We start from the raw sequence: 21,559 nt of genomic DNA on the forward strand, positions 1-21,559 counted from the left end.
GTACCGGGCAAGGGGAGAGAGACAAGGTATGCCTTGCTTCTGGCTGTGTAGTACATAGGGAACTCAAAATAAATAATATACCCGATACAAAAAATGTAGGGTGGGTGAAGCGAAGCGTAACCCACCTTGTGCGGTGGGTTACGCTTCGCTTCACCCACCCTACGTTCCTTGGTGTACCAGACAGTGACCAATGACCAGTCACAAATCACAAATCGCAAATCACAAATTATTAAAATGGACCTTTGGCAACTTCATATTTTCTGCAAAGTCACTGAATTGAAAAGCTTTTCCAAAGCAGGAAAAGCCATTCATCTGTCTCAGCCTACTGTCAGCAGTCACATCAAGTACCTGGAAGAACATTTCGGATGCCGTCTGATTGATCGTCTTTCCAAAGAGGCGGTTCCCACAAAAGCAGGGGAACTGCTTTATGAATATGCCCGTAAACTGATTGCATTACGTGATGAAGCGGAAACTGCCATGTCCGAATTTCATGGGAATATCAGAGGAAGTCTTGTCATCGGGGGGAGTACAATTCCGGGAGTGCATATCCTTCCGCAGATTATCGGGGCCTTTGTGAGAATTTACCCGGATGTTACCATTTCTCTTATCATCGGAGACACAGAGAAAACAATCAGTGATATCCTTTCCGGCGTGTTGGAGCTCGGCATTGTGGGAGCTGAAACAAGAACCAAAGGGATTCTTCAGGAAAAACTGATAGAAGACGAAATGCAACTAATTGTTCCGGCGACTCATAAGTGGGCCCGGAAAAAAAACATTGATCTGCGTAAGCTGTCTGAGGAACCGTTTATTGTCCGCGAGAGCGGTTCAGGAACGCTGAAATCTGTCAGGGACAGTCTCACCCGGGCAGGTTACAGCATTGACGCCCTTAAAATTATAGCTGAGATGGGGAGTACGCAGGCTGTGATTCAGGGAATAAAAAATAATGTGGGGATTTCTGTTCTTTCCACCATTGCTGTATCTGAAGATCTGAAGGCAGGCACATTAAAGGCGCTGGCGATAAAAAAACTGAATCTCAGACGGTGTTTTTATCTGACACGGCATAAATACAGGACCCTCTCTCCGCTGTGCCAGATATTTATGGATTTTATAAAAAAGGAATTGCTTAAATCAGAAGGTTGTAAGGAATAAGGTTTACCAAATTTTTTGTCAAAGTATCTGAAGACTCGATTTTTTTCTGTCCTTATGAAATCCGACCTGCCGCCTTCGCCACAAAGACACAAAGACACGAAGAAAACACAAAGAAACTTCGTGAGACTTTGTGCCTTTGTGGCAAATATAATTCACCTGATTTTGCGCAGTCGCAGGCTGAGTCATTTAGTGCTGAATCCCATAAATAATGTCCGGGCGGAATGAACAGTGATCTTATGAAATCCGACCTGCCGCCTTCGCCGCAAAGACACAAAGACACGAAGAAAACACAAAGAGACTTCGTGAGACTTTGTGCCTTTGTGCCTTTGTGGCAAATATAATTCACCTGATTTTGCGCAGTCGCAGGCTGAGTCATTTAGTGCTGAATCCCATAAATAATGTCCGGGCGGAATGAACAGTAATCTTATGAAATCCGACCTGCCGCCTTCGCCACAAAGACACGAAGAAAACACAAAGAAACTTCGTGAGACTTTGTGCCTTTGTGCCTTTGTGGCAAATATAATTCACCTGATTTTGCGCGGTCGCGGGCTGAGTCATGCGGAACAGATTTGAAGTCTGTTCAGGCACAGTTTGAAAAATTGCGCCGCAACCCGGACATTATTTATGGAATTAAGCACTTCACCTGATGCATACGGGGTTACAAATCCCGTCTGATAAATCATAATTCAGATTAAGAGGTTTTACCGCGAAATTTTATTTTTGCATAAACATAAATAAAAATAACAAACGGCCATGTAATCAGCAAACTGGAAAGATGTGACAAATTTTTTTTAAACGACCACTTTGTTCCCATCTCCTTTGCCTTGGAGACAGAAGACAAAATATATGTGACCGAACACAATAGCCATATTAAAAGCCATATAATTATAAATAGTCGAATCATACTCATAATAAATTTACAGAAAAAATAATATTAAACTCACTGGCATGCCAGCTTCGTTTTTTTCACATTTTACTTTGAAATGTTCGGGAAATGCGATATCCGGGAGCAGAAAGCGTAAGTCAGGTTATCACAACAGCATTTCTAATAATATCAGGAAATTTCAGTTCTGTTTTTTCACACGGACGCTGTTTCTCTTTCTATCTTCAAGCGCAAGGGATCTCACCTTGGCAATGTCCTCATCCGTAAGCACTCCGTTCACTCCTGAAATAGCAGCCAGTTTCATGCCGTGTCTGAGACCTGTTTTATAGATTTCCCTCACTTTTTGCCATTCAATATCGCGGCCCGTGGTAAAGTTTTCAAAGCGTCCTTCCAATGCCAGAACAATCGTTTCAGCAAGGGAGGGATATGCCACCTTCGGGGGCAGACCAATATTTTTCATTTCAGGGTTCCCGGGAAGCTCAATTTCCCCGGATTCAATAACCAGAACATCAGGACGTTTTTTCACATCTTCCGGAAACAGAACCGGAGAACTGGCCATATCCGCAATCACACATCCGGATTTGACTCTCATGATGTCCGGCAGAGCTTCTCCTGCTTCCGAAGCTGCAATGATAATGACATCCATATCCGGTAAATACTTATCTGACTGTGTTGAAACACTGAGCCTGACATCCGGTGTCTCTTCAAGCACAGATGCTTTCAATGCCAGTAATTTTGCCATATCTTGTCCTGTCATACGGACGTCTTCAAACGCGTGGGATAAAAGACGGCAGCAAACCGACCCCACGGTTCCGGAGGCACCGATAACCATTGCCCTGGCATTCAGCCGCTTTCCCTTTTCCCCCCTGATCAGCCCCATGCGCCGCACCGCATCCGCAACAGCCCACAGGGTTCCGGATATGGTGTAGCTGTAACCTGTGGTAACGGGAATGTCCGCCAGGTTTGCCGCAGTCACGCCCGCGTCTCCCACTGCCCGGGTAAAGGTTCCCAGCCCCACGATCTGTGCGCCCAGGCGTTTTGCCAGTTTGGCGGCCTGGACCAAACGTTTATCCGTGAATTCAGGGGACCGGGACAGCATTTGCTCAGAAGTTCCCCCCAGAATAATGAGCCAGCCCTCGGCTTCCGCTCCTGTGGGAGATTTTATTCCGGTTACCTTGGAATAAATCCAGGGGGGCGCGTAGGAAACAATTTTTTCCGCGACATCCAGAAATACAGGCGGCGTAAGCCCGGATAAAATTTCAACCGTCTTATCCTTTTTCAAATGTTCCTGAGAAAGCGGATGAATCACAAAGGCAAAGCGGCTGACCCGTCCGGGACGGCCGGAAGAATAAATCATCCGGGGTTCTGTTCCCTGTTTGCCCACGATCTCCGACAAGTCGTCATCTGTGACTTTATCAGGAGATTTTTCCAGGGCTGTAATCATCATCGCTTCCAATACATTGACACTCACAACGCTTTCCAATAGTTTGGGGACGGTGTCAATAATCACATCCGCACCTTTTTCTTTCAAAAACTGAACCCGGTCATCAGAAATCGTTGAACTGATAACGGTTTTTCCTCTCAAATCTTCAGCAGGACATTTTTCCGCATATTTACGAAAGTCATAACAGGGAATCACGATGATGTTTGCTTTTTGAACAGACTTACGCATGATGTACCCATTCCATCTCCTTAATGGTAAGCCTGAAGCATTGAGACGCGTGCCGGGAAACCATTTTAAAACGTCATGAAATCCTTTGGCGTATATCTCCAATTCTTTTAATGAACTCAAAATCTTGGATATGCAATTTTCCAAAATCGGGTCTGCAAAGGCAAGGTTGTCCGTATATTCGGACATGACTTTCGCCATTGTATAATGCGTCATGCCTGAAAAGAACAGGACCCTGGCATTGTTAAAATAATTGCCGCCGAATTTAAACTGAATATGACGAAGCGTCCGCTCATGTCCGATCCTGCGGAGATTTTCTCCTGTAACAACAGGGGTTTTAATCTGAGAAGTCAGCTTTTTTAACTTTTCAGAATGGTTTTGTGTGAGTTTTTCAGGTCCGATGTCATAAGGAAACTTCACATTGCCCAGACCTATGGCATCTGCTTTTTTATCCCATTGAACTAGGATATCCGCGGCTTTTTCAAGATTTCTGTCCGTGCCAAAACGCCGGATATGAAAATCCTGACCCAAAAATTTTGTTGCAAATTCGTAATCTTTGTCACCGGTTCCGAGGCTGATGCTGACAATTTTTTTCATGACATCTCCCTTTTAAATAAAAACAGTATGATTCATGACAATTTATTGGTTTAATGTCAATAAAATAACCGCATGATCAGAATGTCATACAAATGTGAATAACAATTTTAACTGAACGAAAATAATAAGAACAGCAGGTTATGGCAGGATATCGTTGAAAGGTTTAATGATGCAACCCCTTCGACAAGCTCAGGGTGCGGCTGGCTGGTTTTTTTAGAAAGCCGAAGGTCTCTTATACCGGAAAAGCCTGTTGACAACATTGTTAAATTACCTTATTAAAAAAATTTATGAAATCAGATAAAAACATAGTAAAAAAAAAATTTTTATTTTCAAACAACGGATTAAAATTCATTTCGTTTCTTCTCATCGTTACTTTGACTCGCTGCGGCTATAAAAATATTTCTACAACCGAAGAATTTCCAAGCAAAGTTATCTCAAAAGTGTCGTTGCGGCATATCAACAAGCAGCTTTCCAAACTTGTCCCCGTTACTTTGGATCATGACATTTCGTATTTGCCACCCGCGGAGCAGGAAGTGACGGATCTCCTGATTCGGGCATCTGATTATATGAACAGGGCTTTTCTGAAGCAGGTTTATGAAGATAATGAGTTACTTCTGGCAGAGCTTGAAACATACAAAGGGGGTAAAAACAAGCCGTATTATGATTATTTCAAAATCATGGCCGGTCCCTGGGACAGACTGGATCAGGATAAGCCCTTTATTAACACCATGTTGAAATCCGCCGGTGCGGGTTTCTATCCCGCTGATATGACTCCGGAAGCGTTCAAAGCTTGGCTCAAAGCCCATCCCGAAGATGAAAAGGCATTTAAAGATGCTTTTACCATAATCCGGCGGGAACGTGGCAAACTCAGCGCTGTCCCATATTCCGAGTATTTCAAAGACCTGCTCGATCCTGTTGCCGATCTGCTCAGACAGGCTGCTGAAAAGACATCAGACCCATCTTTGGCGACCTTTCTTAAGAGCCGGGCCCATGCTTTGCTTTCAAATGACTACCGCCGGAGCGATATAGATTGGATTGCTCTCTCAGGCGATATTGAAGTGGTCATCGGACCCTATGAGGTTTATGAAGACTGTCTCTTTGGTTATAAAGCAGCATTTGAATCCTTTGTGTGCATGGTGGATAAGGAGGAGACTCAGAAACTGGAATCTGTCGCCTCATTTCAAAATGACCTGACAGGCAATCTCCCTGTCCCTGAGGGATATGAAATCTTTCCAAAAGGATTATCCTCACCCATCAAAGTGGTCAACCAGATTTACGCCTCGGGCCTGGCAGCCGCGCTCGTTCCCACTGCTTTCAACCTGCCTAATGACGAGCGGATCAAGTCTGACAACGGATCAAAGAACGTTTTGCTGAAAAACGTCATGAAAGCCAAATTTGACAAAATACTTGTGCCTATTTCCCATAAAGTGCTGGCGGAAAAGGACAGAACCCGGGTATCCTTTGAGGGCTATTTTAACTATGTTCTGATGCACGAAATCAGTCACGGACTTGCTCCGGGAAATATTACGGTAAATGGCAGGGAAACAACAGTAAAATCAGAACTCAGAGAGCTTTATTCCACGCTTGATGAATGCCAGGCAGATACCCTGGGTGTTTATAATGCCCAGTTCCTCATTGATGCTGCGAACAGCCCCATGTCCGAGGGACTTGAAGAGACCCTCTATGCCTCAAACCTTGCCAGCATGTTCCGTTTAATCCGCTTTGGGATCACCAGCGCGCACGGGGGAGGCGTGGCAATTCAGCTGAACTATTATCTGAAAAAAGGGGCCGTTAAGGTGGATGAGAACGGTCTCTTTTTTTTGGATGATGAGAAAATCAGAGACGCTGTCCGGGAACTGGCTCAGAAAGTTCTTATGATTGAGCTTACAGGGAACTATGATGCGGCCCGGAAACTCGTTGACAAATACTGTTATATCAGTGAGGATGTGGCAGCTGCGCTGGATAAAATCAGTGACATTCCCATTGATATTCGGCTCACTTATCCGGCACGATAGAAAGGAAAGGCGATGAAACAGGAAATAAGAAAAACCCTTCTGTATGACTGGCATGTGGAACAGGGGGCAAATATGGCAAATTTCGGGGGATATGAGATGCCGCTCTGGTATCCCTCGGGTGTCAGGAATGAGCATTTGGCGGTTCTGACGAACGCGGGTATGTTCGACACAAGTCATATGGCCATGGTCAGAATTACAGGGCCTGATGCTTATGACTTGCTCCAACTCTGTTTCACAAAGGATCTGAACGCCTGTCTGGGCATAAATAAAAAAATTGCTCTGAAAAACAACAGATGTGTCTATGGGGCCTTTCTGAACGAACAGGGCGAAGTCATTGATGATGCGATTGTGTATCAGGTGGAAAAAGGACATTATCTGAGTGTTGTGAATGCAGGCATGGGCGGAGAAATCGCAAGACATCTGGCCGCTCACAAACGCGGCAGAAACGTTGAGATAACAGACCTTACGGACAAAGTGGGCAAACTGGACATCCAAGGCCCCCTGTCCGCCAAAATTCTGATGAAAGTGCTGGCAGACCCCGGAAAGGTCTTTGAGAAAATGCCTTATTTTTCATTCAAAGGCCATTTTGACCCGTCATGTCCGTCAGCCAACGCTGTCTGTCTTACGGATGGCACGCCAATTCTGCTTTCCAGAACCGGCTACACCGGAGAATTCGGCTTTGAAATTTTCATCGCGCCCGAACATTTTGTCAGGCTCTGGAAGATGATTTTCAATGCAGGCAAAGAATACGGCCTGATATCCTGCGGACTTGCCGCGAGAGATTCTCTCCGAGGCGGGGCAGTGCTTCCCCTGTCCCATCAGGATATTGGTCACTGGCCCTTTATCAATAATCCCTGGCCCTTTGCTCTGCCTTATAATGAGGATCAGACCGACTTTACCAAATCATTTATCGGTGACGAGGCCCTCAGAAACATTGTGGATTTTGAATTTACTTACGCGTTTGCAGGCCATGACCTCCGCAAAGTTTCCGCTGAGGACCCGGCGATTGTTCTGAATGCCGAAGCAAAGGAGATCGGGACGGTTCTGACCTGTGTGACCGACATGGGGATCGGCCGTCACAAAGACCGGATTTACAGTGTTGCCAGTCCTGACAAACCCAAAGATTTCAAACCAAAGGGGCTGTGCTGCGGATTTGTAAAAGTGACTTCAATGCTGAGTTTCGGGGAGGTTGTGGAACTCAGAGATAAGCGGCGGAAGGTAAAAGTCGCAATTGTGGAGGATATACGCCCTGACCGCACGGCTCGTGTTCCAATTAAGAACATGATCTGATTCCCCGGCAATTCATTGCCGGGACAACGTGGCATCAGATTGCAGAGTCCCGCAGGGACGACCGAAAATAGCCTGGCAATTCATTGCCGGGGTGATTTATGAATCAGATTATTTCGTTGTCCGAACCCTGATTAAAAGATTAAAAGATTTTCAGGATTAAGTATCTGTTTTGGCTGTAGATACTTAATCCTGAAAATCTCTGAATCCTTTAATCAGGGTTCAGACCCCTTAGGCTGAGGCTGCGGATAATCATCAGATATTCGAAGAAATAAAAAATGGAACTGAAAACTGTGTTTGATATTCCCGATCATATTTATGCGGGCATTCTCAAAGGAAAATATGTCAGAACCGGCGGGGTTATTCAGGGTGCTGCCGGCACACCTGAGGCGGGCAACGTGGTCATGTGGCTGCGTGAGATATCCTCCGGGCCTCTCCCGTCGGATTCTCTGATGAAAAGCAGTCCGTTTTTACCCAATGCTCTGGGAATGGCGGGATCGGTTGCCAGCATTCTGAATCTCGGAGCGACGGTCTGTTTCGGAATTAAAATTCTGAAAAAATTAGGCTCTGTTGAGCAAAAGATGGATCATCTTGACCAGAAAACAGATCATCTTCAACAGACAACCGAACTCGGATTTGCCTCGGTTCTGAACCAACTGGGAGCAATTGAGCAAAAGGCAGACCATCTTCAATGGACAGTCGAACTCGGATTTGCCTCGGTTCTGAATCAGCTTGACAGGCTGGCAGAATATCATGAGGCTGAAATCATTGCAGAACTGAAAACCGCAGCGGAATTATCATGGACAGCGCAGTTTCTCGAACCGGATTCCCAGCAGAGAATATTCAGGATTGAGCAGGCACTTGCTATGGCAGCTAAAAGTTTGGAAAAATTAACTGTTTTAGCTAAAAACAGTCTAAATGACAATATTGAAAATTTCAGAAGAGGGGCAATGCTTCGTAACGCTGATGAGTCTGTAATCTCAAATCTTCAAAGACTGCGTCAGGCCATACTTGCCTTATCTTTACGGGCTTCGATTCATGCTGAGGCAGGCGATTTCAAATCCTGCTCACAGCGTTTGGAAAATTTACACAGGGAGTTTAAAAGTTTGTTTATCGAATTCGGCCATGCTTTTTTTCGTGGAAGAGGAAAAGGGCTTATATATGATGATCTCTTAAATAAAAGCTGGAAAGGTGTTATTTCACCTCAGAGAGTTGACATATGGTCAAGGCGGTTTGACCGAAAAACAAAAGGAATCTTCAATATTCTCGAAGAATTCAGAGGGACAAACGTGACTATGACATCCATAGATAAAGATAGACCTTGGGCTTATTCAACCATGAAAAACATCCCTGTTTTTTGCGACCTCCTTGACGGCATATACGAGGATTTGGAAAGGCTGGAGGGGCATCTGGCGGAATACAAAAATGCCGCATCACAGGATTTGTCTGTTCACGAATATAGAAAAATGCTGGAGATAAAAGAGATTCAGGAAGAAGAAAATCTGGCGTTTTTGGTGAAAAAGTAAAAGAATGATTCGTGAGTTTTGAACTCATTCCTAATCTCCGCTTTTAGTGGGTGACACACGAGGCGGAGCCTCTTGTATGCGTTCCCAGGCGGAGCCTGGGAACGAGAAGCAAATTCGTCCCGGATATTGGGAACGAGCTTGAAACCACAGCTTGAAAAAGAGACATAAAAAATGGAAAAAGCTTTGGACAGGCTGACTATAAAAGGCTTTAAATCAGTTAAATCCCTTGAAGATTTTGAACTGAAAAATCTGAATGTGCTGATTGGTGCCAACGGAGCCGGAAAGACCAATTTCATAGATTTTTTCCGTTTGTTACGTGCCATGATGGAACTGAGTCTGCCGGGACTCGGCAATGCAAATCTTCAGGCTTTCATAAAAGACGGCGGCGGAATTGATGATTTTCTCTTTAACGGGCCTAAAATAACAGCACAAATTGAAATCAGGCTGCATGTTGGCGAGAATGGTTATGGTTTCAAGCTGGCTCCCACTGCTGATGAAAATGTCCTTATCAATGATGAGGAAATATACCATGCACATTCCCACGGTGCCTGGCAGCAAATCGGCAGCGGCACCTTCAGACCGGAACTGCTGAATGAAAAAAGCAAAAAAAGCGCAAATGCCGATCACAATGTTGCCTGTCAGGTATATGAAGCAATAAAATCCTGGAGAATTTATCACTTTCACGATACCAGCAAAACTGCCTCCGTGCGTCGTTCCGAAATAACTGAGGACTGCGATTTTTTACGTTTTGATGCTGCAAACATCGCACCTTTTCTCTTAAAATTGCGGGAGGAGCATAAGACATTTTACAATGAGATAGTTGAAACAATCAGACTTGTGACCCCGTTTTTTGATGATTTTATTTTAAAACCGGATAAAGGGGAAAAAGTTAAATTGCGCTGGAAACAGCGGGGGTCCGACTATCCCATGCGTCCCCATCTTTTTTCAGACGGTACACTTCGTTTTATCTGTCTGACCGCGGCATTGTTGCAGCCAGAATCTCCGACAACAATGATCATTGACGAACCAGAACTCGGACTGCATCCTTACGCAATAGAAATTCTGGCAGAACTGATCGAAGCCGCATCTGAGAAAACACAAATAATTGTCTCAACCCAGTCCCCGGCCCTGATTGATTATTTCAATGCGGAAAACATTATTGTAGTTGTCCGTGACAACGGTGCATCAGCATTCAGAAGATTAAATACAGCAGAACTGACACATTGGCTGGACGAGTATTCACTGGGCGATCTCTGGCGGAAAAATGTCATCGCGGGAGGCCCGGTTCATGAGTAATGTTGAAGTTTATGTTGTCGTCGAGGGACAGACAGAGCAGACTTTTATCCGGGAGATGCTTGCTCCGGTGTTAGGCTGTCAGGGGATTTACCTGCATCCGGTTTTGATAGGCAAACCCGGACATAAAGGCGGAGATATCAGATTTGAACGGGCTAAGACTGACATAGGTAATTTCTTAAAACAGCGTGCGAATATCTGCATATCAACCATGTTTGATTATTTCAGAATAGACCCGGACTGGCCGGGACGTGCGGATATACGAGATAATGACACTGCCATAAAAAAAGCCAGGAGAATTGAAGAGCGGACCTTGTCTGAAATTATAAAACTGTTTCCGAACCTAAATGTCAGTGAACGATTTATACCGTATATTCAGATGCATGAATTTGAAGCCTTGTTATTTAGTGACGAATCAGCATTGGCTAATATGATCGGAGCAAACACTTTGGAAATAGCCGCTCTTTTAAATGACTGCGGCGAACCAGAAGAAATTAATGACAATCCTCAGACAGCACCCTCAAAAAGATTACAATATTTGTGTGGTAAAAAATATCGTAAGGTCACTATGGGCAAAAGCATAGCTGATGCCGTAGGCATACAGACCATGCGTAAAAAATGCCCGCATTTTGATGGATGGTTAAAACGTCTTGAATTACTTACTAAAAAATAGCGTTTTATTTCTGATTCCCAGGGGGACGACCGAATATAGCCCGGCAATTCATTTTGTCCGAACCCTGATTAAAAGATTAAACGATTTTTAGGATTAAGTATCTGTTTTGGTAGTTGATACTCAATCATGAGAATCCTGAAATCCTTTAATCAGGGTTCAGACCAGTAAGCAGAGGTTGCGAGTAACCATCAGATATTCGGAGAGATAAAAAATGGAACTGAAAACTGTGTTTGATATTCCCGATCATATTTATGCGGGCATTCTCAAAGGAAAATATGTCAGAACCGGCGGGGTTATTCAGGGTGCTGCCGGCACACCTGAGGCGGGCAACGTGGTCATGTGGCTGCGTGAGATATCTCCCGGCCCTCTCCCTTCAGATTCCCTGATGAAAAACAATTCTTTTTTGCCCAATGCTCTGGGGATGGCGGGGTCGGTTGCCAGCATTCTGAATCTCGGGGCAACGGTCTGTTTTGGGATGAAGATCCTGAACAAATTAGGCTCTGTTGAGCAAAAGATGGATCATCTTGACCAGAAAACAGATCATCTTCAACAAACAACCGAACTCGGATTTGCCTCGGTTCTGAACCAACTGGGGGCAATTGAGCAAAAGGCAGATCATCTTCAATGGACGGTCGAACTCGGTTTTGCCTCGGTTCTGAATCAGCTTGACAGGCTGGCAGAATATCATGAGGCTGAAATCATTGCAGAACTGAAAACCGCAGCGGAATTGTCATGGACAGCTCAATTTCTCGAACCGGATTCTCAGCAGAGAATATTCAGGATTGAGCAGGCACTTGGGATAATAGTTAAGACTTTGGAAAAAATAACTATTTTAGCCCAAAACAATCTGGATGATAATATTGAATATTTCAGATCTACATCGGGAGGAATTGGTATGGCTGGTGAGGCTGTAATCTCAAATCTTCGGAGATTACGTCAGGCCATACTTGCCTTGTCTTTGCGGGCTTCGATTCATGCGGAAGCAGGCGATTTTAAATCCTGCTCACAGCGTTTGGAAAATTTACACAGGGAATTTAAAAATTTATTTATTGAATTCGGCTATGCTTTTTTCCGCGGAAAAGGAAGAAGATTTATATATGATGATCTTTTAAATAAATGCTGGAAAGGTGTTATTTCACCTCAGAAAGTTGACATATTGTCAAAACGGTTTGATCCGAAAACAAATGGAATCTGCAATATTATAGAAGAATTCAGAGAAGCAAAGGGCGTAATCCCCATCCAAAGAGATGTTAGCTGGTCTGATTCAACTATGAAAAATTTCCCTGTTTTTTGCGACCTCCTTGACGGCATATACGAGGATTTGGAAAGGCTGGAGGGGCATCTGGCGGAATACAAAAATGCCGCTTCGCAGGATTTGTCTGTTCACGAATACAGAAAAATGCTGGAGATAAAAGAGATTCAGGGAGAAGAAAAGTTAGCGTTTTTGATTGAAAAGTAAAACTCGGTGATCAGGTTTTTCTCTGTCATTCCTGCGAAAGCAGGAATCCACTGCTTCCGGATTCGTAAAGTTGGCAAAAATCGGCTTCCTGCTTTCGCAGGAATGACAAACTTTCCGCTCGGTTCAGGATAAAAAACTTGATCATTTGAGTAAAAGGGTAATTCGTGAATTTTGAAGTCGTTCCTCTTTTCCGGTTTTGGTCGGTGACTCACGAGGCAGAGCCTCTTGTATGCGTTCCCAGGCAGAGCCTGGGAACGAGGTCAAACTGTTTCCGAACCTAAATGTCAGAGAACGATTTATACCGTATATTCAGATAAGTCTGTCATTCCTGCGAAAGCAGGAATCCACTGCCCTTTTATCGGCAGGCCCCGGCAAAAACGGATTCCTGCTTTCTCAGGAATGACAGGCTGTTGTCGAAATTGAATCAGAAAACTTGATCATTGAGTGGGAACGAGGTCAAAAATTAATTAATAAGTTGAAATCGCTATCATAATGCCTCAGAAAAATTATCGCAGAAGTGTTGACGAATTACGAAAATTGGCTTCAATGTTCTGGCCTTCGGAACTGTCTGAACAGGCAGCTAAAATCAGCGTAATTCCCGTTCTTTTAAAAACTCAGGACCAATTTATAGCTATTCTGAGTGTCCCTGTGCCGAGCCTGCAAAATCTCTTTAAAATTGTAACAGCCTCATCTTTTTCAGGAAATCTGTTTCTCAAACATCTGGTCATTCTGGCTGATTTCGGCGGTGAGCAGTTGCAACGTATAAATTCCAATTTTAAAAGACTTTTTCCATCCGGAAAGATTGATTATTTGTGGAACAATGCTTCACATACTTACAAGTTTCAGGAATTACCCGTGTCTCATCTGACAAATGCCAGGCTCGGTCTGGCAGGCAAAAAACTTTTCAAAAAACGTGAATTTGACGGATTGTTGCAGGATGTAACAGCAATTCTTATGTTTGGAAGCTCGTGCTTAAATGAAACAAACGCCGCAGTTCTGACTAATTGTGAAATTGGAAATTATCTGGGGCAACCTGAGAAATTGGGAAAGTTTATCAAACAACGTTATATTTGGGTAAGCCGCATTACTATGGGGTCCCAGTCTAACAACCTGGGCCAGTTTGCTCAGAAATTCGTCACTGATTACCTTGAAAAAAATCTGAAGATAAAAAAGGCGGTTATTTCATCAAATGCCGTCATCCCTGGTGTAACACATACGGATGAACAGACAAATTGTCTGACATCATTTGATATTGTTGTTTCAAAAAACAGCAGATATGTTGCCATAGAAGTCAGTTTTCAAGTCACAACCAACAGTGTTATTGAGCGAAAAGCCGGTCAGGCTCAGGCACGATATTATCAGATAAATCGTTCTGGTTATAAAATAGCATATGTGCTTGACGGAGCAGGAAATTTTCAAAGAGAAACAGCCCTCCGGACATTATGTTCATATAGCCACTGCACCGTGGCTTTTTCCGGCTCTGAACTCGGAGTTCTGTGTAACTTTATTGAAGGCTATTTAAAATGACACATTTTTCAGAAAACAGTAAGCAACTTGATATAAAACCATTTTTAATCACCAAAAAAAATTCCTCATTTAAACAGTTTCGTAAATTTGATGATGTATGTCTGATAATTTTGCCGTCTGATTTCCGGATGAACAATTCCAAAGTGATAAACGGGATCATCCAAAAGGTCGTTGACAGATTAGGGACAGAAGCAACAATGATCATAATAGGTGAGACAACCGCCCTGGTTCATACACACGCAACGATCTCATCAGCGACGCAATACCAGCTCTGGATCAGCATAAAACGCACTCATGCGAAATCTGTCAGGGATAATTCCGCGTTACCGAACTGCCATTTCGGAGCGTTGGTTCACACAAAATACAAAGGCTCGCTCAGGCATACGAAAACAAGAATCCGATATACTTATTGTCCTGCCTGTGATAAAACAACCAAGGATTACGGCGGTAAAAAGCATACCTACAACTCCTATGGGACACTGATATCAGACGTATGGCGGGATATCTCCGCTAATCCGGCTGGTGATCTGAGCCATGTTATTGAACGGTTTGCAGGCTTGTTCGGCATTGATACTTACAAAGAACTCATTGTTCTTGATTGCCGAGAACTGGGGGCGGATGTTCGGAAAGATCATTCAGACAAGCTGGCTGAAGAATGCTCTGAATACGCTGTTCAGGCTTCATTATTCACTTCTCCGAACAAAAAGAATAACGACAACAGCGGTCTGATATTGGGGGACGCACTTGAAAAATTACGTCAGTTGCCTGATAACAGTGTTGATTTTGCTTTTGCGGATCCGCCTTACAATTTAAAGAAAAAATATAATAATTATACAGATGATTTGTCCATAACAGAATACTTTGAATGGTGTGACGAATGGATCGGGGAGCTTGCCCGTGTACTCAGACCCGGCAGAACCTGTGCCATTCTGAACATTCCGCTCTGGGCTGTCCGTCATTTTCTTTATATGGAAAAGATACTTAAATTTCAGAATTGGATTGTCTGGGAAGCATTATCCTTTCCAGTCCGATTTATCATGCCCGCACATTATTCAATTATCTGCTTTAGCAAGGGTGAGTCACGGCCACTACCCGGTTTAAAGGCTTCTTCCGGCGATTTTGACTTCCTGAATCTGCCAAAAGCGTTTCATCCGCTCAGACCGCTGGCAGAATGGTATTGCCTGCGAAATCAATGTGTAAAAGCGAGGCAGAGAAAACAGGTAAATGATCGTGCCTCACTGACTGATTTGTGGTGGGATATTCATCGGCTGAAGCATAATACCCGGCGTGTTGATCATCCCTGTCAGCTTCCCTCGCCGCTGATGTATCGTCTCATTTCCATTTTTACCGAACAGCATGAAGCTGTCCTGGACTGTTTTAACGGGGCAGGCACGACCACGCTGACAGCGCATCAGTTGAACCGACGGTACATAGGGATAGAAATGTCAGAAAAATATCACGCCATGGCCGAATCTCGTCATGGAGAAATAGAAAGAGGAATTGATCCGTTCAGAAAAGCCAAACGAAAACTGACTGAAAAAAACAGCCCTGTCGGACGAATGCCCGTACAGCACTATGAAATACCCAAGAGAACATTGCAGTTGGAAGTGAGACGGGTGGCAAGAAAATTAGGCAGACTGCCAAATCGTGAGCAGATGATCGAATATGGAAAATATCCGATCAGATATTATGATGATTATTTTGCCAGTTGGGGAGAAGTCTGTGCGGCAGCACGTCATGACGGAATGTCGGAAAATCGGGGAACAGATAAGAATACCGAGCCGCTGACTGAGCAGTTGGAGCTGTTTAACTAAAGAAAATTTTAATGAGTTCAATGGCAAAGCTTTTGAACCTTATGTGATTTCCTGAAAAGGGCTTTTGACCGGGGTGAGTTTATAATTTGGAGAAAAGTTTTGCCAAGTTCCGTAAGGATGACCGAACCCGGGTTTCTCTGCTCCCCATCTTTTTTGTCCTGTACACAAATTTATATTATAACTCAATACAATTCAAAATTTACAAGCTTCCCCTTTCCGTCCGTATCATTCATATTTAAGAATCTCTTTACTTAGATTGGTTATTCATGTTACACAGACTGGCAAGACGGGTTATGCTCTGCCTGACCCCTCCGGTGTACCGGCTTTTCGAAATTTTTATATCTATTTGAGATATTTATTTATTGTTTTAAATACTACCAAAAAAATATGTGATTTTTAAAATAGCGGATATTAATAATGTTAAAATCAGTAAGATTCAGAATAACCCAGTTCAGAACAAAGATAAAAACATGGACAGACACCGCCCTTCGTGGCACACACCACCATTACAGCTGCTATCTCCCGAGGGATATCGGCTCCATATCCTCCTGTATGTTCAAACTTTTTTTTTCCGGCATAGAGGTCAGAAAAGATCAGACAGCCATCATCAAAAATATCCCAAAAGATGCCATAATCGTATATGCCAGCAAATACAAAAGCTATTTTGAGTATCTTTTTTATCATACACGCTATAAACAAAACGGAGTGCCGCCCCCTGAAATTGGTTTTGATTATGAAGTGTTGCTGTTGCAGCCGGTGTCCCGTATTTTCAGAATGATTTTTGCACACTTGGATTATCTCTGCCAGAAATTCGGTCTGCTTGATCCTTATAAAAGCGGATATATCCGAGATGAACTCACTAACGGACGGGCAGGAATACTGTCACTGGTTGAAAAAAAGGGGTTTTACCGCAGGTTTGTCAAAGACTATACAGACCCGATGCGTTATCTTATTGAAATGCAGAAAACCATTGACCGCCCTGTTTATATCATCCCTCAGCTCATGTTTTTCAGTGTGACACCGGCCCGTTCTGTTCCAACACTGATTGACATGATATTCGGTACCAAAGAAAAACCAAGGCTGGTAAGACGGCTTGTGACCCTTCTTAATAATCCGGGAAAAGTTTTTGTGGAAATATCAGAACCCCTGAATCTGAAGGATTTTTTAGCGTTTCCGGAAAATTCGGATCTGAGTGTTGAAAAACAGGCCCTTGTTTTAAGACGTCGTCTTCTGATTCGGATGAACCGGCACCGCCAGAGTATTACCGGCCCGATACTTAAATCAAGAGAGGAACTGAAAGAAAATATTCTGACAAATGACCGGCTTCGAAGTTTTATGGACCGTCATTCGGAAAGCCGAAAAATTCCAATATGGAAAATACACAAAGAAGCCGATGCCTATCTTGATGAAATTGCTGCCAACTACAGCCCGGCCATCATAAGGATATTATCCTTAGGGGTGAAATGGCTTATCAATGTCATGTTTGAGGGGGTCACGGTCAATATAGAGGTGCTTAAAAAAGCAAGAAGCATGGCCCAGAAAGGGCCGCTGATTCTTGTTCCCTGCCATAAAAGCCATATTGATTATCTGATACTGTCATATGTTTTGTATCATAATAATATGCCCTGTCCCCATGTTGCAGCGGGAAAGAATCTTTCTTTCTGGCCCCTGGGCCCCGTATTCAGAACAGCGGGCGCTTTTTTTATTCGTCGGACATTCAGAGGAGCCGTGCTGTATTCCAGGGTCTTTACCGAATATGTCTATAAGCTCATTGAAGAGGGGTTTAACCTGGAATTCTTCATTGAAGGGGGACGGAGCCGGACAGGCAAACTGCTTCAGCCAAAGCTTGGTCTGCTTTCCATTCTTCTCAACGCCTATAAAGAAGGGGCTTGCGAAGACATGATATTTGTGCCGGTATATGTCGGATATGACAGAGTGCCGGAAGAGAGTTCGTATATGCATGAGCTTGAGGGCGGAGAAAAAAAGCCGGAAAGCCTTTTACAGATCATAAAAGCCCGGAAATTCCTGACCAGAAGGTATGGAATAATATACATTCAGTTTCATGAACCCATCTCGCTGAACACACTTTGCTCTCAGAACGGGAGACATATCAAAGAGATGACATCCAAAGAGCAAAATTTGTTTTGCCGTAATCTCGGAAACCGGTGTCTGAATGCCATTGACCGTGTCACCGTTATCACACCTCATGCCATTGTTGCCAGTGCCATCCTGAATTGTCCCAAGCAAAGATTTTCTTACGGGAATCTGATGTCTGATATTGAAATATATATGAATTATATGTTTTCACAGGGAGTTACATTGGCAGATACGCTGCTTATTGATTACATCCACGCGATTAAATATGTTTTTGATACATATGTTCAGAGAAAATTCATCGAGCGGGTTCCCAGTGACAAAGAAACTCAGTCTTTTGCCGAACAGTTTATAGTCAATGAAAGCAAGCGTCCGCTTCTGGAATATTATAAAAATAATGGCATCAATTTTTTTATTCCGGCAGCGTTTACAGCCATCACAATTCTTGAAAAAGATGCGTTTCAGTTTTCAATTTCAGATATTTATGAAAGCTATACCTTTCTTCAGGAGTTTTTTGCGAATGAGTTTACTTATGATGTTGATAAAACACCTGAACATTTTTTGCAAAAAAACATCGGAATATTTGTTGATGAGGCCATACTCATCCCTCATCCCACGCTGGCAGATACCTATAATCTGACTTCCGCGGGTTTCAGGACATTGAAACTTTTTTCCAGTTTTCTTAAAACGTATTTTGAATCTTATTGGATTGTGTTAAATTTTTTCATGCGTTATCCGAAAAATTTTGTTGATCCCAAAGACCGTCTGAAAAAGGTTCAGTCCATAGGAAACCGTATGTTTAAAAGAAGAGAAATTGAGCGGCCCGAAGCGCTTTCCAAAATGAACTATAAAAACGCTTTGGATTTTTTTATCAGTCATGGTGTAAAAAGCTCGGATGACAGTGAAAAAATCAAATTTTACTCAGATAAAATAAAAAGCTACAGCGAGCGTATTTAGATTTACCATGAAAATCAGGTTTTGAAAAGCCGGGTTTTTACCTGAAAATGATGTTTTTATAAACGGGGGTAAAAAAAACCGGCTTTTTCATGAACATTTATCATGAGATTATAAAGAGTTCTGATTAAAGTGACTCCGCTGCTTCCTCTTTTATGTCTCCCGTGTCCGGTCCGCTGAAACAGACAACATTGTAATCGCCGTTCAGCTCTTTCAGGAGAATTCCGCATAAAGACCTGCCTTCCTGCCTGCTCATCTTCTCCGCTGGCAAAGCCTGACAGCACAGGATTATCCGGATTCAGGGTGGTGTCATACCTTTCTGTCATTTTTGAGTTCATAAGCAATCCTTGCGGAACTGCCATTTTATATTAAAATCAGAAGAAGCTTGCAAGTATTTCCTGTGGTTTTTGGTGAGTTTTTCCGGGAATCCGGGCGCATCTGGCCAGAGCAATGGGCTGTGTCTTCCACTGGGTGAGGCAGAGCCTCATAATGAGGAAAAATCCCGGACATTTCCGGCAGATTTGTCAATCCTCCGGGAGCGGTTCAGGAACATTTTCCATATAGTAATCGAATATCCGTCCGCCTTGCCCTTGCCAAACTGCAAGTTTGACACTCCGGATGTTTTCCTGATACTGACGGATGTTGGATAAAAATATAGCCCGGTAATAAAATTACCGGGCTGTTTATTTTAACTGGAGTACCTTTCCCTGAGTATTCGGTGAAGTATCTTGCCGGTAGGTGTTCTCGGCATCTCATCCGGCTTGATAAGCATCACATCTTTGGGTCGCTTGTAACCGGCCATCTTATCCTTGCAGCGTTCCTTGATTGTCTGCTCATCCAGCTGACCTTCGGCCTCTTCCTTCGGAATAACCACGGCAGCCACCCGCTCTCCCCATTTCTCATCCGGGAGACCAATGACAGCCACATCAAAAACATCAGGATAGCTGCCAATAATTTCCTCGATTTCACTGGGATGGACATTCTCACCACCTGTGATGATCATATTGTCTTTTCGGTCAACAATTTGATAAAAGCCCTCCTCATCTTGGCGGGCCATGTCTCCAGCGCTGAACCATTCGCCGACAAAGGAACTCGCGGTTTTCTCAGGCATTTTATAATACTCGTCAAAAAGCATAGGCCCTCTGGAATAGAGTTCGCCAACTTCCCCGGCAGGTACTTCATTTCCCTCTTCGTCCAGAATTTTGACAAAATCCGTGCCCAGCGACTCGCAACCAATGGACCCCAGCTTTCTTAGCTGATCTTCAGGCTTCAGCACGGTGACAATTCCCGCCTCTGTGGAACCATATCCCTCATAGAGCTCAACACCGGGGAAGAATTCCATGATTGCCAGTTTCATGCTCTTTCTCACCGGAGCGGAGGAACACAGAAGTTTTTTGATGGAGCTGACATCACGTTTTTTGGCTTCCTCAGATACGTTCAGGATGAGATTGTAATGCGTGGGGATGAGCGAAATAAAATTAATTTTCTCCCGCTCAATGATCTCCAGAATCTCGTCAGCCCTGAAAGACTGCGCGGGATGGATATACACGCTCCCGCCGATGTACAGAAAGATAAAGGTAAAATAAGTGGAGTTAATATGGCACAAGGGCATGACATTCATACAGGTATGATCCGGCCTGAATCCGAAATCAATGGCATTGATGAAATAGAATGCAATATGAGATTCATGGGAACGCACAACTCCCTTGGGTCTGCCTGTGGTGCCGGATGTATAGATCAGTATCCATGTGTCTTTCGGCTCCACAACCGCTTCCGGTTCAGTTTCCGAAGCGTCTGCGATAAAGTCCTCATAGGGCTTGTATCCTTCTTTTTTCTCACCGACAACAACATATTTGTCAGATCCCACATTTGTCAGATTCGGTTTTACCGGATCCACTGTGTCTGCAAACATATCATGAACGATAAAGGCCTTGGCATCCGAGTCATTCACGATAAATTCTATTTCTGCCCCGACCAGACGAAAGTTGATAGGCACGATAACAATTCCTGTTTTCGCCGTGGCCAGATAAATTTCTACAATTTCAATGCTGTTCTCCATCAGCACTGCAACCTTATCCCCCTTTTTTAAGCCAAGAGAAAGAAGGCTGTGAGCCAGTTTGTTCACTCGCTTGTTTACTTCGGGATATGTGAAACTTTTTTCCCTGTCCTTTAATGCGACGGTGTTTGGAAATTTCTTTGCGTTTACCTTAAGTGTTTGACCTAAGTTCATCCAGAGGGCCATTTTTCTCTCCCTGTTGAAGATTGAAGATTGAAGATTGAAGATCGGAGCATCTGACGCTGATTTTCAATACATCACCTTTGTCAAAATTGGGTTGCCAGCTTAAATCGAGGTCAATTAAAGTCAGTCGTTCTGAAAAACCCGCCGATGTCCGGTTCCGGATTGACAAATCCGAACCTGACCCGCCGAATTCGTCAATCCGGCAGGAGTGCGGGGAATTGTATTTTTTAATTATCCGCTTTTAAATCCGACAACCTCAAAATTTAACCGCACTATGCAATACTTTTTGCAGATTTGTCAACATCTTTAAAATCATCAGGCTGGGAACAGAAAACCTTTTGAAATCATAATATTTCCAATGAAAACTAAAATTGACCGGG

Annotated in this window: 13 protein-coding genes; 10 read left to right on the forward strand and 3 right to left on the reverse strand. The window is 43.6% G+C overall.

The features are described 5' to 3' along the window. Positions 1–234: 234 nt before the first annotated feature. A complete protein-coding gene (locus dnm_RS20560) occupies positions 235–1,149 on the forward strand; it encodes a selenium metabolism-associated LysR family transcriptional regulator (protein WP_207678775.1) in 915 nt (304 codons plus the stop codon). A 1,064-nt stretch (positions 1,150–2,213) separates the two neighbouring features. On the opposite strand, the gene dnm_RS20565 is transcribed toward dnm_RS20560, so the two are convergent. Beyond that, a complete protein-coding gene (locus tag dnm_RS20565; RefSeq protein WP_207678776.1) occupies positions 2,214–4,298 on the reverse strand; it encodes a DUF8754 domain-containing protein in 2,085 nt (694 codons plus the stop codon). Positions 4,299–4,585: 287 nt separating this feature from the next. Here dnm_RS20565 and dnm_RS20570 point away from each other — a divergent pair, with 287 nt between their 5' ends. The 9 genes from dnm_RS20570 (at position 4,586) to dnm_RS20610 (ending at position 18,943) form a co-directional block, all read left to right on the forward strand. Next, positions 4,586–6,313 carry a dipeptidyl-peptidase 3 family protein gene (locus dnm_RS20570; RefSeq protein WP_207678777.1) on the forward strand — a complete coding sequence of 576 codons (1,728 nt, stop codon included), beginning with the start codon at positions 4,586–4,588 and terminating at the stop codon, positions 6,311–6,313. Positions 6,314–6,325: 12 nt separating this feature from the next. Continuing rightward, the gene (locus dnm_RS20575) at positions 6,326–7,603 is read left to right on the forward strand and encodes an aminomethyl transferase family protein (protein WP_207678778.1); all 1,278 of its coding nucleotides are present in this window, start codon (positions 6,326–6,328) and stop codon (positions 7,601–7,603) included. A gap of 275 nt (positions 7,604–7,878) precedes the next feature. Beyond that, on the forward strand, positions 7,879–9,126 hold the full coding sequence (locus dnm_RS20580; protein ID WP_207678779.1) for a hypothetical protein: 1,248 nt from the start codon (positions 7,879–7,881) through the stop codon (positions 9,124–9,126). A gap of 171 nt (positions 9,127–9,297) precedes the next feature. After that, positions 9,298–10,422 carry an AAA family ATPase gene (locus dnm_RS20585; protein WP_207678780.1) on the forward strand — a complete coding sequence of 375 codons (1,125 nt, stop codon included), beginning with the start codon at positions 9,298–9,300 and terminating at the stop codon, positions 10,420–10,422. After that, positions 10,415–11,092 (forward strand): DUF4276 family protein, encoded by a 678-nt coding sequence (locus dnm_RS20590; RefSeq protein WP_207678781.1) that lies wholly within the window; start codon positions 10,415–10,417, stop codon positions 11,090–11,092. The genes dnm_RS20585 and dnm_RS20590 overlap by 8 nt, the downstream gene beginning before the upstream one ends. A gap of 211 nt (positions 11,093–11,303) precedes the next feature. Continuing rightward, positions 11,304–12,551 (forward strand): hypothetical protein, encoded by a 1,248-nt coding sequence (locus dnm_RS20595; RefSeq protein WP_207678782.1) that lies wholly within the window; start codon positions 11,304–11,306, stop codon positions 12,549–12,551. 492 nt (positions 12,552–13,043) lie between these two features. After that, the gene (locus dnm_RS20600; protein WP_207678783.1) at positions 13,044–14,078 is read left to right on the forward strand and encodes a hypothetical protein; all 1,035 of its coding nucleotides are present in this window, start codon (positions 13,044–13,046) and stop codon (positions 14,076–14,078) included. A gap of 128 nt (positions 14,079–14,206) precedes the next feature. After that, a complete protein-coding gene (locus dnm_RS20605; RefSeq protein WP_207678784.1) occupies positions 14,207–15,892 on the forward strand; it encodes a DNA methyltransferase in 1,686 nt (561 codons plus the stop codon). Between the two features lie 417 nt (positions 15,893–16,309). Continuing rightward, positions 16,310–18,943, forward strand: coding sequence for a 1-acyl-sn-glycerol-3-phosphate acyltransferase (locus dnm_RS20610; protein ID WP_207678785.1), 2,634 nt, complete (start codon positions 16,310–16,312; stop codon positions 18,941–18,943). 56 nt (positions 18,944–18,999) lie between these two features. Here dnm_RS20610 and dnm_RS20615 read toward each other — a convergent pair whose 3' ends face one another. Both dnm_RS20615 and dnm_RS20620 read right to left on the reverse strand, forming a co-directional pair. Next, positions 19,000–19,278 (reverse strand): hypothetical protein, encoded by a 279-nt coding sequence (locus dnm_RS20615; RefSeq protein ID WP_207678786.1) that lies wholly within the window; start codon positions 19,276–19,278, stop codon positions 19,000–19,002. Positions 19,279–19,628: 350 nt separating this feature from the next. After that, complete coding sequence (locus dnm_RS20620; RefSeq protein ID WP_207678787.1) at positions 19,629–21,182, reverse strand: class I adenylate-forming enzyme family protein; 1,554 nt, start codon at positions 21,180–21,182, stop codon at positions 19,629–19,631. Positions 21,183–21,559 lie beyond the last annotated feature (377 nt).

Origin of the sequence: Desulfonema magnum (genome assembly GCF_017377395.1) — a bacterium.
GTDB classification, from domain to species: domain Bacteria; phylum Desulfobacterota; class Desulfobacteria; order Desulfobacterales; family 4be13; genus Desulfonema_C; species Desulfonema_C magnum.

Coding starts and splice junctions, on each gene's coding strand:
- dnm_RS20560 (WP_207678775.1), top strand. CDS start 235: ATGGACCTTTGGCAACTTCATATTTTCTGCAAAGTCACTGAATTGAAA.
- dnm_RS20565 (WP_207678776.1), bottom strand. CDS start 4,298: ATGAAAAAAATTGTCAGCATCAGCCTCGGAACCGGTGACAAAGATTAC.
- dnm_RS20570 (WP_207678777.1), top strand. CDS start 4,586: ATGAAATCAGATAAAAACATAGTAAAAAAAAAATTTTTATTTTCAAAC.
- dnm_RS20575 (WP_207678778.1), top strand. CDS start 6,326: ATGAAACAGGAAATAAGAAAAACCCTTCTGTATGACTGGCATGTGGAA.
- dnm_RS20580 (WP_207678779.1), top strand. CDS start 7,879: ATGGAACTGAAAACTGTGTTTGATATTCCCGATCATATTTATGCGGGC.
- dnm_RS20585 (WP_207678780.1), top strand. CDS start 9,298: ATGGAAAAAGCTTTGGACAGGCTGACTATAAAAGGCTTTAAATCAGTT.
- dnm_RS20590 (WP_207678781.1), top strand. CDS start 10,415: ATGAGTAATGTTGAAGTTTATGTTGTCGTCGAGGGACAGACAGAGCAG.
- dnm_RS20595 (WP_207678782.1), top strand. CDS start 11,304: ATGGAACTGAAAACTGTGTTTGATATTCCCGATCATATTTATGCGGGC.
- dnm_RS20600 (WP_207678783.1), top strand. CDS start 13,044: ATGCCTCAGAAAAATTATCGCAGAAGTGTTGACGAATTACGAAAATTG.
- dnm_RS20605 (WP_207678784.1), top strand. CDS start 14,207: ATGAACAATTCCAAAGTGATAAACGGGATCATCCAAAAGGTCGTTGAC.
- dnm_RS20610 (WP_207678785.1), top strand. CDS start 16,310: ATGTTAAAATCAGTAAGATTCAGAATAACCCAGTTCAGAACAAAGATA.
- dnm_RS20615 (WP_207678786.1), bottom strand. CDS start 19,278: ATGAACTCAAAAATGACAGAAAGGTATGACACCACCCTGAATCCGGAT.
- dnm_RS20620 (WP_207678787.1), bottom strand. CDS start 21,182: ATGGCCCTCTGGATGAACTTAGGTCAAACACTTAAGGTAAACGCAAAG.